Source organism: Acinetobacter sp. AM (assembly GCF_003105055.1).
GTDB classification, from domain to species: Bacteria; Pseudomonadota; Gammaproteobacteria; order Pseudomonadales; family Moraxellaceae; genus Acinetobacter; species Acinetobacter tibetensis.
Genome location: NZ_QETG01000001.1, coordinates 65,599 through 79,949, shown reverse-complemented (window position 1 = coordinate 79,949; position 14,351 = coordinate 65,599). Strand labels below are relative to the sequence as shown.

The window sequence follows — 14,351 nt, the reverse complement described above, 5'->3', positions numbered from 1 at the left end:
TTTTTAGATTCACTGAAATAGGAAAAACGGTTAACTATGGCGAATGCTCCTCGATCCACATCCAAAAGCACAACAGCAAAATCTTCTGATGCTGGGAATAAACGTGCCTTAGTGATTGTGGAGTCGCCTGCAAAAGCGAAAACAATCAACAAATATTTAGGCCCAAATTACATTGTAAAATCCTCTGTAGGTCATGTGCGTGACTTGCCGACGGGTGGTTCAGGTAAAACTGCGGATAAGAAAACTACAGCAACTCGAACCAAACTGACCGAAGTACAAAAGGCTGAAAAAGCACAACAAGCCTTGGTCAACCGTATGGGGGTTGATCCTGAACATGACTGGAAGGCACATTATGAAGTGCTTCCAGGCAAAGAAAATGTGGTTGCTGAATTAAAAAAACTGGCATCGCAAGTCGATGAAGTTTATCTCGCAACGGACTTGGACCGTGAAGGGGAAGCGATTGCGTGGCATTTAAAAGAAGTCATTGGCGGTGATGATTCACGTTATCAACGTGTAGTGTTTAATGAAATTACCAAAAATGCCATTCAAGAAGCCTTTAAGCATCCAGCACGTTTAGACACCAATAAAGTCAATGCCCAACAGGCACGCCGTTTTCTAGACCGTGTGGTTGGCTTTATGATTTCTCCTTTATTGTGGGAGAAAATTGCGCGTGGTCTATCCGCAGGACGAGTACAGTCTGTCGCAGTCAAACTGGTCGTAGAACGTGAGCGTGAAATTCGTGCCTTCATTCCTGAAGAATATTGGCAGGTATTTGCAGATACTAAATCTTCAAGCGATGAAATTCGTTTAGAGGCGGTGAAGCAAGCAGGTAAGACGCTCAAATTACGCAATAAAGCAGAAACTGATGCTTTATTGAAAATTTTGAAAGATGCAGATTACAAAGTTTCAGCACGTGAAGATAAACCGACCAAGGTTAATCCGAGTGCGCCGTATATCACCTCGACTTTACAGCAAGCAGCCAGCACACGTTTAGGTTTTTCAGTTAAGAAAACCATGATGTTGGCGCAACGTTTGTATGAAGCAGGTTTCATTACCTATATGCGTACCGACTCGACTTTTTTAAGTGACGATGCGGTAAATATGGTGCGTCACCATATTGAGACTGAGTTTGGTAAAAAATATATACCTGCGAAGCCAAATCGTTATGGCAATAAAGCGGGTGCACAAGAAGCGCATGAAGCCATTCGTCCATCCAATGTCGGTTTAAAAGGCGATAGTTTGGTGGGGGTAGAACGTGATGCACAACGTTTATATGATTTAATCTGGCGCCAATTCGTGGCATGTCAGATGACACCAGCCGAATATCTATCTTCCACAATTTTGGTCGATGCCAATGGTGTTGAACTGAAAGCCAAAGGTCGTACCTTGGTGTTTGACGGTTTTACCAAAGTCCGTGGTCAAAACAAATCCGATGATGATGTGCTATTGCCTGCGGTGAAAGTGGGTGAGGTATTGAATCTGGAAAAACTAGACCCATCACAACACTTTACCAAGCCGCCTGCGCGTTTTACTGAAGCGTCATTGGTGAAAGAGCTTGAGAAAAAGGGCATTGGTCGACCATCAACTTACGCTGCAATTATTTCGACTATTCAAGACCGTGGTTATGTGAAACTGGAAAACCGTCGTCTATATGCAGAAAAGATGGGGGAGATTGTTACTGATCGTTTGGATGAAAGTTTCAATAACCTCATGAACTATGACTTTACCGCGGACTTAGAAGGTCAGTTGGATAAAGTGGCCGATGGCGAACGTAACTGGAAAGAGTTGCTTGACAGTTTCTATGGCGATTTCAAAACGCGTCTGACCAATGCGCAAGGTGAAAGTGGTATGCGCCGCAATCAACCTGTGGAAGTTGATGCAGTACATTGTCCAGAATGTTCTCGACCAATGCAGATTCGTACAGGGACTACCGGTGTCTTCTTAGGGTGTTCAGGCTATAACTTGCCACCGAAAGAGCGCTGTAAAGGTACTTTGAACTTAACCCCAGTCGAATCACTTGCAGCGTTGTCTGATGATGATGCCGCAGAAACAGCAGACTTGATGTCGAAAAAACGCTGTCCGATTTGCGCAACAGCGATGGACAGTTATGTCATTGATGGTGGTCGTAAACTACATGTTTGTGGTAACAATCCTGATTGCGCGGGTTTTGAACTGGAAGAAGGTGAGTTCAAAATCAAAGGGTATGATGGCCCAACCATTCCATGTGATAAGTGTGACGGTGAAATGCAACTCAAGACAGGTCGTTTTGGACCGTACTTTGCTTGCATGAGCTGTGACAATACCCGCAAGGTGTTGAAAAGTGGTCAGCCTGCACCTCCACGTGTGGACCCAATCAAGATGGAACACTTACGCTCGACCAAGCATGATGACTTTTTTGTTCTGCGTGATGGAGCGGCAGGTCTATTCTTGGCAGCAAGTAAGTTCCCGAAAGTACGTGAAACACGTGCACCTAAAGTTTCGGAACTTCGTAGTGTTGCTGATCAACTTGATCCGAAGTATCAGTTTATTTTGCAGGCACCCGATGTTGACCCAGAAGGGAATCCAACATTGGTGAAATTTAGCCGTAAAAACCAAGCACAATATATTGGTTCGGAAACGCCAGAAGGGAAACAAACCAAATGGTCTTTGGTTTTCCAAGATGGAAAATGGGTTGAGGCTTAACGACTTAAGGTATTGAATATAAATGCTCACTTCGGTGGGCATTTTTTATGTCACAATCATTCATATAAGAAAGTAAAAAATTGGGGGAATTGTGGATATTCAAACAAAGAAGTTTGCAGTACTAATTGATGCAGATAATTCATCGATTAGTGCTATTTCATTAGTATTAGAAGAAGTGGCTAAATATGGAATTGCAAGCGTAAAGCGTGTTTATGGGGATTGGAGTAGTGAAACATTAAAGAAATAGCGTGATGTTTTGTTGCCTCATGCCATTACTCCCGTTCAGCAATTTGCCTACACAAAAGGTAAAGATGCAACGGACATGATTTTAATCATTGATGCAATGGACTTACTCTATGCTGGGGCATTAGATGGGTTTTGTATCGTGTCGAGTGACAGTGACTTTACACCTTTAGCCTCGCGTATTCGTGAAAATGGTTTAAGTGTTTATGGTTTTGGTAAAAAATCTACACCAGAGGCATTTAAAAAGGCCTGTGATAAATTTGTTTTTGTTGAAAATTTGATTTCCGAGAGTGATCTAAAGAATACGGAAGATTATGAAATTGTAAATCTTCAAGTAAAGAAGATATTAGATACAAATAAAATATCCGATGTAAAAGCTGTTTCTTCAGTTAAGGATACTACCACGACAGATATAATGGATCGTGCAACTTTAAATTTAATCTATAAAGCAGTGAAAGATAATGGAGATGAAAATGGATGGGCAAATTTAAGTATGGTTGGACAATATATCAGCGCTGTAAAACCTGAATTTGATTCTCGTAATTATGGTAGAGCAAAATTATCAGGCTTAATTAAAACGCTTAATCTTTTTGAAACAAAAGTAGATATGAGCCAGATGTATTTAAGAAAAATGAAGAAGCAGAGTGCTTAAAATAAATGTGGAAAAAAATTAGAATTTTATGTCTATTGCTGATTTTGTTAATTGTGGCAGTAAACGCTTGGCGCGATCAAAATCAGAACTGGGATAAACCGATTATTGTATTGCTGCATCCTATTAATGCCGATGATCAAGCCAGTACGCAACAATATATTCAACAATTATCTTTAAGTGATCTTGCGACTGTGCAGCCTTATCTCCAGCAAATGTCAGCACATTATCGTGGTCAACCTATTCAGGTTTATTTAAATTTAGGGCGTGAATTAACCCAAAAACCACCGAAGGTACCAGAGCAGGCGAACATGCTCGATATCATATTGTGGAGTCTTAAATTCCGTTTTTATGATTGGCAACAGCATGAGCGCAGTGATGGTACTTCTGCAGTTACGCTGTATTTAAATTATTACGATCCCAAACGTACACGTGAATTAAAACACTCTACTGCTTTGGAAAAGGGGCGTATTGGTGCAGTGAATTTGTATGCCAGTAAAAAACAAAATGAGCAAAATCAAATTGTTTTGGTGCATGAGTTATTACATGCCTTTGGTGCAACCGATAAATATGATGTCGAAACTGGACAGCCGCTCTATCCTCAAGGTTATGCTTATCCGAAACAACAGCCTTTATTTCCACAAGCCCAAGCGGAGTTAATGGCTGGGCACATTCCTGTTTCTGCCGAGAAAAGTAAAATGCCAGATCGTTTACAAGATACGCTACTCAACGAAATTACAGCACTGGAAATTGGTTGGATTAAATAAAGCTGTGTATAAGTGCTTTTTTATCCACAGAAGGGAAGACTAATGTGGATAAAAAAGATGCAGATTGATAACAGACAGTTACGGAAAAAAAGACCACAATAATTGCATTCCATTGTAAGTACTTGAGAAAAATTATGAAAACAGTTGGAAATGATCTTATTCGTCATCAATTACATGAAAATCGGAAATGGTACTTGGTCTTAGGTGTACTCCTGACTTTATTTGGTTTGGTGTTGCTCGCCTATTTACCTTTTGCCACGCTGTCCGCAGTTTATTTGTTTGGCATCTTAATGATGGTAGGTGGTGTGCTACATTTGGTCGCGGCTTTTAAAATTTTTGAAGGAGGCTATCGTTGGCTTTGGGCTGCATTTGCTATTTTCTATTTAATCGCGGGTTATTATGCCTTTACCACACCTGTCAAAACTGCCATTGTATTGACCAGTCTCTTGGCCATTTTTTTGGTGATTGCAGGGATTGTACGGAGTGTTAATGCCTTTATGCTCAAGCCTTTGGCGGGTTGGGGCTGGACGCTTTTCTCTGGAATTCTGACCTTTATTACAGGGGTAATTATCTTAATGTCACCGACAGCACCATTTTGGGTGTTGGGTATGTTTTTGGCGATAGATATTCTATTTCAAGGCATCAACTACCTCACTTTGGCCTCTTATATTAAGCATGAAGTACCCAAGAGTTCGGCTGATGTGTAATTATTACAGATGATTAAGTGGAACAAGAGTGCTATATGCACTCTTTTTTATTGCGTATGATTGAGGATAATTCATCTTAAAAAGCACAACTGCTATGTCTAAAACCTTTGTACTTGCCCCAGACTCTTTTAAAGAAAGTATGACTGCGCTACAAGCATGTCAGGCGATGCAACGAGGCTTAGAACGTGTCTTCCCTGAGGCAAAATATATTCATGTCCCCATGGCAGATGGCGGTGAGGGAACAGTAGATGCTTTGGTTGCTGCTGCGCACGGTGAGATGGTGAGCTGTAGTGTGTCGGGCCCTTTCATCGAACAGAAAGTCGAGACATATTTTGGCTTGATTGATGAAGGGCGAACGGCTGTGATTGAAATGGCGAAAGCCAATGGCATTCACTTACTGCAGCCTTCCGAGCGAAACCCGGCCTTAACGTCGACCTTTGGAACGGGGGAAATGATTCAGCTAGCCCTTGATCATGGGGTTAAAAAAATCATTATTGGACTCGGTGGCAGCGTCACCAATGATGCAGGCATGGGTATGGCTCAAGCACTTGGGGTTCGATTTTTAGATGTTGCTGGCAAAGAGGTGGTTCAGGGGGGCGGACAATTACATCAGATTAGCCAGATTGATTTATCGAATTTGGATACTCGATTGGCACAAGTTGAGATGCTGATTGCCAGTGATGTGAATAATCCGCTCTATGGTGAACAAGGTGCGGCTTACGTATTTGCTCCGCAAAAAGGGGCAAAACCAACCATGGTTGAGCAATTAGATCAAAACCTAAAGTATTTTGCTGGCTTGGTTAAATCGCAACTCCAACTTGATTATGCTCATGTTGCTGGTGCGGGTGCCGCAGGTGGCTTGGGTTTTGGCTTAATGGCATTTGCAGGGGCAACCCTTCGTTCAGGCGTGGAAATTGTGATAGAAGAAACACGATTGGCGGAAAAAATTGAACGGGCAGATTTTGTCTTTACTGGAGAGGGTGGAATAGATTTCCAAACCAAATTTGGCAAAACACCCTATGGTGTCGCACAAGTTGCCAAAAAACTGAATACGCCTGTGATTGCTTGTGCAGGTTATGTGGGTGATGGCATAGAGGAGCTCTATGCAGAAGGCTTTACTGCAATTTTAGGGATTGTAGATCGGGCATGTGATTTGCAAACCGCTTTAGAAAATGCTGAGAAGAATTTGGAAAGAACCTGTCAGAATGTTGCTAGAATTTTAGCCCTAACGCCGTAACAACCACATTACTCTCAATAAATTTAAATATTTTTGTGTAGGGAATGCCTTACTTTTCAAGGATGAAAAGTAATAAAAATCCTTTATTGGATTGAGGGTATGGCCCTATACCCCAATCCAACGAGCGGTATCCATGCCGTTTTGTCTCGTATCCATTTTTTTTGAAATTAAAAATCGGCATATCAGTCTGGATAGATTGTATAAATTAAATCTAGACATTCTTGTTGATTTAAATTGCTTTGATTTTAAAAATGCTCATGTCATTGGCATTATTGATCTGTAACTATTCATTTTGATTGGCTTATTTGTTATCGATCAAACGATGCCATGATCATCTGGCTAAAATTCATAATTTATCTGTAGCTCTGTTAAACTATTCATCTTCCCAGTACGATGAGACACTATGAGTTTAGCCAGCCTAATTGATGAATTAAACCCGCAACAAAAACAAGCTGCCACGACTGCGTCGCAACACAGTCTGGTACTCGCAGGGGCTGGCTGTGGCAAAACGAAAACCATTGTGGCACGTGCTGCGTACCTGATTGATCAAGGCGTCCCCGCCAACCAAATTCAAATTTTAACCTTTACTCGTCGTTCTGCCAGTGAAATCGTAGCCCGAGTAGAGTTGGCTTTGGGGGAGCAAGCCAAAGGGCTACGTGCATCGACTTTTCATACTTTTTGTATGTATTTATTGCGTCGTGTGCCGAAAGCCTTTGGTTTAGAGCAATTCACGATTATCGACCGTGATGACCAAATCATGATGTTTCGTTTAATTCGTGGTAAAGATGACAAGAAAAATCCCAATCAGTTGCCTAAGCCACAAGAGCTGTGTGATTTGTACTCTTTTGCGCGTAATACCCGCCAAAAATTGAGCGATGCTTTAGAAAAGCAACATCCTGAATATTTGGTGTTTAAAGATCAAATTGCCAAAATTATGCAAGAGTACGAGACACGAAAGCGTGCGCGTAGTTTCTTGGATTATGATGACATTCTCGCAATTGTGGCTTCGGCACTCGATCAATCTGAAGGCTTGGTTGATTATGTCGCATCCATCTGTAAGCACATGCTGGTGGATGAGATGCAGGACACCAATCCTTTGCAATGGGCGTTGCTTGAACCGCTGAAAGACCAAGTGAGTCTGTTCTGTGTGGGTGATGACGCGCAGTCTATTTATGGTTTTCGCGGGGCGGATTTTGAAAATATTCATCATTTTAAAGAACGCGTACCCAATGCCCAAGTCTTTAAACTTGAGCAAAATTATCGTTCCACCCAAGAAATTTTAGACCTCTCCAATTGGCTGCTCGATCAATCTGAGATTCAATATGACAAGCGTCTTGATGCTTATCGAGGTGAGGGAATTAAGCCGCGTATGCATATTTTCCCGAATGAGTTTGATGAAGCCAAATGGATCGCAATTGATATTAAAGAGCGCCATTATTTGCAGGGGCAGAAATGGTCGGATCATATGGTCTTGGTCCGTTCAAGCTTCGCTGCGCGGCATATTGAAGCAGCGTGTATCGCGGCCAATGTTCCTTACCGTTTTATTGGTGGGATGAAACTGCTTGAAACTGCACATGTGAAAGATTTGCTCAGTTTACTACGGGTAATTGCCAATCCTTTAGATGATATTGCGTGGATGCGCTTTCTTACCCTATGGAATGGGGTGGGCGATGTGGGGGCAAGTCGTCTGGCACAACAGTTGTTACTTCAACCTGAATTCGAACTGATTTTTAATCAATTAGAACAGTTTGGGCGCATTCCTGCTGAAACCTTATTGATGATGAAGCAGATGACGGTGCTGAAGCAGGAAGTACAAGCGTGTGTCAGTTTAGGTATTCAAGCCCTTGAAGCACAATTGGCTGAGAACTACAAAAAAGACTGGAACCGTCGCCAAGGTGACTTTGAATTGGTTAAACAATTGGCTTCTAAACATGCCCAGTTGAGTGAGTTTTTAGAGGAATATGTGCTTGATCCTGTTTCTATTTCTGAAATTGAACGCCAGTCCGACACCGATGTAGTCACATTGATTACCATTCACTCTGCCAAAGGTACGGAGCAGAAAGTGTGTTACGTCGCGAATGTGACGGCTGGGCAGTACCCGCATGCACGTGCTCAGGGAGATTTTGATGCGGTCGAGGAAGAACGTCGGGTGCTCTATGTGGCACTGACTCGTGCACAGAATGAACTTATACTCACCAAGCAAAATTTGAATCTGTGGGCGCGAGATGTGATTGATGAACAAGGGCGTAAAGTTGACAGCTATTTCTTAAATGATCTCAGCCGAAATTTATGTACCTTGGAAACCCATCATAAACCCCGCCAGCAAACGGTAAAAAGTGCCTTAATTGAACGACAGTCGATTAATTTAGATTTTGGGATTAATCTCGATTAAACTAAACAGATTACATTGTGGTATTTGATGTGCAATGTTCAGAAAGTAGCGTAGGCGATTGCTTTTTGATGATTTTGCCTATTTTTGAAGGTTGTTAAATGAAAATTTTAGTTCGTAATTTAGAACGTACCGTGACAGAAGCTGAGTTACTGAAACTGTTTCAACAATATGGCACAGTAGAGACCTGTCAATTGGTGTTGGATGCCGAAACAGGTAAATCTAAAGGCTTTGCTTTTGTGGACATGCCGCATGGTCGTGAAGCTGTGAAAGCGATTAAAGGTTTAAATACCTTGCGTCTACATGGGACAGGTATTCGTGTAAAACAGGCGGAAAATAAACCTGAGAAGCCAGAAGCATAAGTAAAGAGGAGCAATTGATGCTCCTTTTTTATGGGAAAATCATGAGAAAGTTGTATCAAGCACTCTCTATAGTGGCTCCATCTGGTGAATATATTGCTCAAGGTGTAAAGACATTAGAAATTCGCTCTTGGCGACCTGAGCAACTTCCTCTTAAAAATTTAATCATTGTTGAAAATACGCATTATTTGAATCAGTGTGGAGATGAAGAAGAAGGACGAGCGGTTGCATGGGTGGATATTACATCTGTTCATGCGTGGAAAAATACTGAAATTGAATCTGCGAAAGCTTCTTATTGGCAAGAGGGGTATTGGGCTTGGGTCATTGAAAATGTTAGGCCAATACATCCACCAGTTAAAACTATTGCTCGTCGTAAAATATATTGGGTTGAACTGGAACAGATGTAATTTTTTATTGTGCATTGAATTCAATTAAGTTTAATCTTAGACCTGTAACACATGCCCAAAAATTAGGAAAATTGTATGTCCCGTGTAGCTCGCTTTCATGCCGACCGAACCAACCAGAAATTATATTTTGCACGTTTGTCGTGCCAGCAAGCAGAGCAAATCGATCATATTCAACAAGCTCAAGCGTACCGTGAAGCTGCGGTTTTTCATTTACATGGTGCAGTGCTTGCATTTTTGCAGGAGTTGGTACGTTATTACCGTCTCAATGACTTTCAGCCAACATTGAAGTCAATTGAAGAACAGATGGCTGCTAAGGGGCAGGTGTCTCCCGAAGTGGTGGTCATGCAGCAGCTCTCGAAAGATGGCTTTATTGCAGAACTAAAACGTGCTTATCGGATGTGTCAGTATGCGCCAGAACCAAGTGCACCAGAACCAGAAGATGAAACGTCTTCCAACTTAATTATTAAGGTGACGCAAACTCCTCAGGCATGGTTGCCAGATACCAAAATTTTACGTGAGTGGCATCGTGATTTGAGTCAGTTGATTGATGGTTTTCGTAACGAAATGGTCGAATTTTAAGGAAAAGATGGCGAGCGCTTGAAGTTTAGATTTTTGACCCGATATTAATAAGTCTAAGCGATGCAAAGTGCAACAGGCCTTTGCCACCATGTTGAACATGGAGGAACATATGTCTATAGAGCAATTGAAAGAATTATTTGGGAATCAGGACGCGGTTCTAGAGTTGGTTCAACTTGAAGGTGGTGAGTTGGCATTGCGAAATGCAGGCTCGGAAAAAGAACCTTTGGTCAAAATTCAGTTTAACGATGAAGTTAAAGCGTTATTGGGTGACCAAACCGCTGTGATTGCACAGCACATGATTCAGGCCGCTTTATTTAGCTTGCTTGAAAAACAAGTGAATGAATGGCAAGCCGAGGTTGTGGACGAAAAACCACAGTTTATGAGCTAATCTACATTGGCTAAAAAGCGCACATGATGTGCGCTTTTTTTATGTTCAAAATTGAGAGAGATACCTAATGGCTAGGGGCTTGATGATGTGCAATTTCAATTTGATTGAGAATATGATTGCTCATATTTTTTGCCATTTCTTCTTTGGCAAAATACACATCGCCAATGTTTTCTCTACGAATAACGTCAGCTTCTTGTTTGCTTTCTGCACAAATCAGCACCTGAATTTGCGGATTTAGAGTTTTCGCAATATCAACAATTTTATGGATATCAATAATATCCATAGGTGAAAGCACCAATAAGCGTGCATGTTGAATATGGGCTTGAATCAGTACCCCAGGTTCGGTTGCAATACCAGAAACAGCGGCGATACCTTTTTCACGCAGATTTTCCACAATTTCACGGTTTTCTTCCGCAATCACCACTTTAATGTCTTCCGCCATAAGTGTCTTGGTGATGCGACGTCCGACTTCACCATGACCGACAATCACCACCTGATCCCGTAAATAATCTTGTGAAACTTCATCGGGTAACATTGCTAGTGGGTCGCCACTGCGTTCTAGCAAGCGTGCCAGAGATGAGCGCTCGCGAATCCAGTTTTGAAGGGGTTCTATTGCAGAGAAAATAAAGGAGTTTAAGGTAATGGAAATGAGCGCCCCTGCCAAAATCAAATTTTGCCCTTCAAGGGAAAGCAGTTTTAACGATAGTCCTAGAGTGGCAAGAATGAAGGAGAACTCTCCAATTTGCGCCAAACTTGCGCCAACGGTCAGGGCGGTATTGATTGGATAGCGGAAAAACAGCACCAGTGCCATCGCAGCAATGGTTTTACCAATCATGATAATTGCAACGACCGCCAAAACATGTTCAGGCTGTTCCCATAAAATACGCGGATCAAACAGCATACCAACCGAAACGAAAAACAGGATGGAAAAAATTTCACGTAAAGGTAGGGTTTCTTCTTCGGCCCGATGGCTAAAATCAGATTCTTTCACCACCATACCGGCAAAGAATGCGCCGAGAGCCATAGAAACGCCAAAGACTTTATAGGCACCAAAAGCAATCGAAACGGCTGCGGCAACCACGGTCAGAGTGAAAAGCTCACGAGAACCCAAACGTGCAACCACCTGCATAATCATGGGCACTAAACGCTTACCCACAATCAGCATAAAGGCGATGAAACCAGCCACTTTTAATAACGTTAGCCCTAATGTGAGCCAAATATTATCATTGCCGCCATGAGCAGTCATGGATTCACCACCCAGCAATACCGCTGTTGCTGGTAATAGTACCAAGACCAAGACCATCACCAAGTCTTCAACCAAGAGCCAGCCTACCGCAATTTTGCCATTGACCGAATTGAGTAGACCTTGATCACCTAAGGCTTTGAGTAATACAACAGTACTGGCACAAGATAAACTCAGACCGAACACCAGCGCTGAACCAAAGCTCCAGCCCCAAAGCATGGAAACCCCAATGCCTAATAGCGTTGCCACTGCAATTTGTAAAATGGCACCCGGTAGTGCAATGCGTCGGACTTGTAAAAGATCGTTCAGCGAAAAGTGCATGCCGACCCCAAACATCAGAAACATGACGCCCAGTTCGGCAAGTTGGTTGGCAAGTTGAATGTCCGCAACAATTCCTGGGGTGTTCGGGCTAAGAATAATGCCAGCAACTAAATACCCAATTAGAGGAGGGAGGCGTAAACGGGCAGCAAGGTAACCAAAAATAAGTGCGAGCCCAAACCCAAAAGCCAGTAATATGATGAGATCTACATTATGCGGCACTAAAAACTCCTTAAACACAGGTTAAGGGTGAAAATAAAATAAGCACAAAGAATGCCAAAAATTGTTTTAAGTTTATCAAGATGCATAAAAAAAATGCAAAAAAAAACGACCTAAGATTAGGTCGTTTTTTAAAGAAACTAAAATTACTTGATTTTAGCTTCTTTGAAGATTACGTGTTGACGGATTTTTGGATCAAATTTTTTGATTTCCATTTTTTCCGGCATAGTACGTTTGTTCTTAGTCGTGGTATAGAAATAACCTGTACCCGCAGTAGAAACTAAGCGAATTTTATCACGCATGGTTCAGACTCCTTAGATCTTTTGACCTTGAGCACGGAGGTCAGCAACAACCTTCTCAATGCCCAATTTGTCGATAATACGCATACCTTTAGTGGTTAAACGAAGACGTACGAAACGTTTTTCGCTTTCTAACCAAAAACGGTGGTGATGCAGGTTCGGCTCGAACCGGCGTTTGGTTTTGTTATTGGCGTGCGAGACGTTGTTGCCAACGACTGGACGCTTGCCGGTAACTTGGCAAACCTTAGACATGGTGAACTCCATTGCTAGACAGCACCGATTGTGCGCTAGTCATTAAAAGTAAACAGATGAAATCATTCAAGGGGCGTTTTATAACAAAAATGCGCTTAAAAGACAAGCGATTTTTGATAAAACGGGACATGATCTGATGCGATAGATCATGCCTTGATCACTTAGCGAAGAAGAGTTTTCAAAATCAATTTGTGAATCGGCTTATTAAACGGTGGGAGGATGTATTTAAAGCTGTACAGCTTTGGATTCGACATCATAGACCGTTCATGCGACAAACTGAAGAAACCTTCTGGACCATGATATTTGCCCATTCCTGATGCACCAACGCCACCGAAGGGTAAATCGTCTTGTGCAACATGGGTTAATACCGTGTTTTGTCCAAAATGCCCTGAATGGGTACGCTGTGCGACATAATCTGCACGCGCCTGATCAAAGTCGAAGTAGTATAAAGCAAGTGGACGAGGACGGCTATTAATAAAGTCGATTACATCATCTATTTGATCATATTCCATGATCGGTAAAAGCGGACCAAAGATCTCATTTTGCATAATTTGCATGTCTGGCGTCACGCCTGCGACAATGGTTGGCGCAATTTTACGCACTTCGTGCAAGTCTTCGTGTAATGGGTTAATCGCTATAATTTGTGCACCATGCGCTTGGGCATCTTCCAGATAGCCTTGAATGCGTTGATATTGCTTGTCATTAATAATAGAGGTGTAATCCTGATTGTCTTTAAAATGTGGATACATCTCTAAAACGCAAGCTTGAAACTTTTCAATAAATTCCTGAGTTTTGCCTTTGGGTAGGAACATAAAATCTGGAGCCACACAGGTTTGACCTGCATTCCATAGTTTTCCTACAGCAATTCGCTGTGCGACATCTTCTAGATCAATTGATGGATGAACCAAGACTGGGGATTTGCCGCCTAGTTCCAGAATCACGGGAACTAAATTTTCTGAAGCGGCTGCCATCACGGTTTTGCCAACATTGGTGGAGCCGGTAAATACAATTTTATCAAAAGCCAGATGGCTAAAAGCATCTGAAATGCTGCCGCCACCATTAATGACTGCCACAAGCTCTTGTGGGAAAATTTCAGATAGAGCCAGTTCAAGTACACGACCAAAATTACTGGATGAGCTTGAAATTTTAATCATGGCATGGTTGCCAGCAGCCAAAGCACAAATGAGAGGGCCAACCGAGAGCAATAAAGGATAGTTCCAAGGCGCAATAATACCGATGATGCCTAAAGGTTGATATTGCACCCAAGCTTTAGCAGGTTGATGGATGATTCCGACGTGTCGCTTGGAGGGCTTCATCCATTTTGCTAAATGCTTGCTATAATATTTAATCTGCTCTAGGCAAGTGAGTAATTCACCGATTTTGGTTTCGGCGATAGAACGGTTACCATAATCGAGGTTGATTGCTTCAGCGAATTGATCTTGGTACTTAACCAAGATACGCTTAAGCCGTGCTAAACGATCAATACGTTCCTTTGCTGTTGGTAAAGGATAGCGTTGGTAAGCATGCTTTTGTTGTTCAAGTACGTCGTGTAAGTATTGAAGATCAAAAGCATGGGGTGTCATTGCTGTTGTTTTTGTTTGACTGTTCATGAC

Annotated in this window: 13 protein-coding genes and 1 pseudogene; 10 read left to right on the top strand and 4 right to left on the bottom strand. The window is 42.1% G+C overall.

The features are described from left to right. Nucleotides 1–36: 36 nt before the first annotated feature. The 10 genes and pseudogenes from topA to DCO44_RS00315 all read left to right on the top strand — a co-directional run bounded on the left by topA (nt 37) and on the right by DCO44_RS00315 (nt 10,407). On the top strand, nt 37–2,682 hold the full coding sequence (gene topA / locus DCO44_RS00360) for a type I DNA topoisomerase (protein ID WP_116758654.1): 2,646 nt from the start codon (nt 37–39) through the stop codon (nt 2,680–2,682). A gap of 91 nt (nt 2,683–2,773) precedes the next feature. Next, nucleotides 2,774–3,577: pseudogene (locus DCO44_RS00355) on the top strand (NYN domain-containing protein). 5 nt (nt 3,578–3,582) lie between these two features. Then, nucleotides 3,583–4,341: a hypothetical protein gene (locus DCO44_RS00350; RefSeq protein ID WP_116758653.1), complete on the top strand. Its 759-nt coding sequence runs from the start codon at nt 3,583–3,585 to the stop codon at nt 4,339–4,341. A gap of 134 nt (nt 4,342–4,475) precedes the next feature. Further along, a complete protein-coding gene (locus DCO44_RS00345) occupies nt 4,476–5,048 on the top strand; it encodes an HdeD family acid-resistance protein (protein ID WP_116758652.1) in 573 nt (190 codons plus the stop codon). 94 nt (nt 5,049–5,142) lie between these two features. Further along, the gene (locus tag DCO44_RS00340) at nt 5,143–6,285 is read left to right on the top strand and encodes a glycerate kinase (protein WP_116758651.1); all 1,143 of its coding nucleotides are present in this window, start codon (nt 5,143–5,145) and stop codon (nt 6,283–6,285) included. Nucleotides 6,286–6,688: 403 nt separating this feature from the next. Beyond that, nucleotides 6,689–8,677 (top strand): ATP-dependent helicase, encoded by a 1,989-nt coding sequence (locus DCO44_RS00335; RefSeq protein ID WP_116758650.1) that lies wholly within the window; start codon nt 6,689–6,691, stop codon nt 8,675–8,677. 98 nt (nt 8,678–8,775) lie between these two features. Continuing rightward, nucleotides 8,776–9,036 (top strand): RNA recognition motif domain-containing protein, encoded by a 261-nt coding sequence (locus tag DCO44_RS00330; RefSeq protein WP_116758649.1) that lies wholly within the window; start codon nt 8,776–8,778, stop codon nt 9,034–9,036. 41 nt (nt 9,037–9,077) lie between these two features. Further along, nucleotides 9,078–9,440 (top strand): ASCH domain-containing protein, encoded by a 363-nt coding sequence (locus DCO44_RS00325; protein ID WP_116758820.1) that lies wholly within the window; start codon nt 9,078–9,080, stop codon nt 9,438–9,440. A gap of 75 nt (nt 9,441–9,515) precedes the next feature. Beyond that, nucleotides 9,516–10,019 carry a DUF6586 family protein gene (locus DCO44_RS00320; RefSeq protein WP_116758648.1) on the top strand — a complete coding sequence of 168 codons (504 nt, stop codon included), beginning with the start codon at nt 9,516–9,518 and terminating at the stop codon, nt 10,017–10,019. 109 nt (nt 10,020–10,128) lie between these two features. Then, nucleotides 10,129–10,407, top strand: coding sequence for a hypothetical protein (locus DCO44_RS00315; protein WP_116758647.1), 279 nt, complete (start codon nt 10,129–10,131; stop codon nt 10,405–10,407). 64 nt (nt 10,408–10,471) lie between these two features. On the opposite strand, the gene DCO44_RS00310 is transcribed toward DCO44_RS00315, so the two are convergent. The 4 genes from DCO44_RS00310 to DCO44_RS00295 form a co-directional block, all read right to left on the bottom strand. Then, nucleotides 10,472–12,190: a cation:proton antiporter gene (locus tag DCO44_RS00310; protein ID WP_116758646.1), complete on the bottom strand. Its 1,719-nt coding sequence runs from the start codon at nt 12,188–12,190 to the stop codon at nt 10,472–10,474. Between the two features lie 143 nt (nt 12,191–12,333). Next, nucleotides 12,334–12,489, bottom strand: coding sequence for a 50S ribosomal protein L33 (gene rpmG / locus DCO44_RS00305; protein WP_003654787.1), 156 nt, complete (start codon nt 12,487–12,489; stop codon nt 12,334–12,336). Between the two features lie 12 nt (nt 12,490–12,501). Next, nucleotides 12,502–12,738, bottom strand: a complete 237-nt coding sequence (gene rpmB, locus DCO44_RS00300; protein ID WP_000048256.1) for a 50S ribosomal protein L28 — start codon at nt 12,736–12,738, stop codon at nt 12,502–12,504. A gap of 161 nt (nt 12,739–12,899) precedes the next feature. Further along, nucleotides 12,900–14,348, bottom strand: coding sequence for a coniferyl aldehyde dehydrogenase (locus DCO44_RS00295; RefSeq protein ID WP_116758645.1), 1,449 nt, complete (start codon nt 14,346–14,348; stop codon nt 12,900–12,902). Nucleotides 14,349–14,351 lie beyond the last annotated feature (3 nt).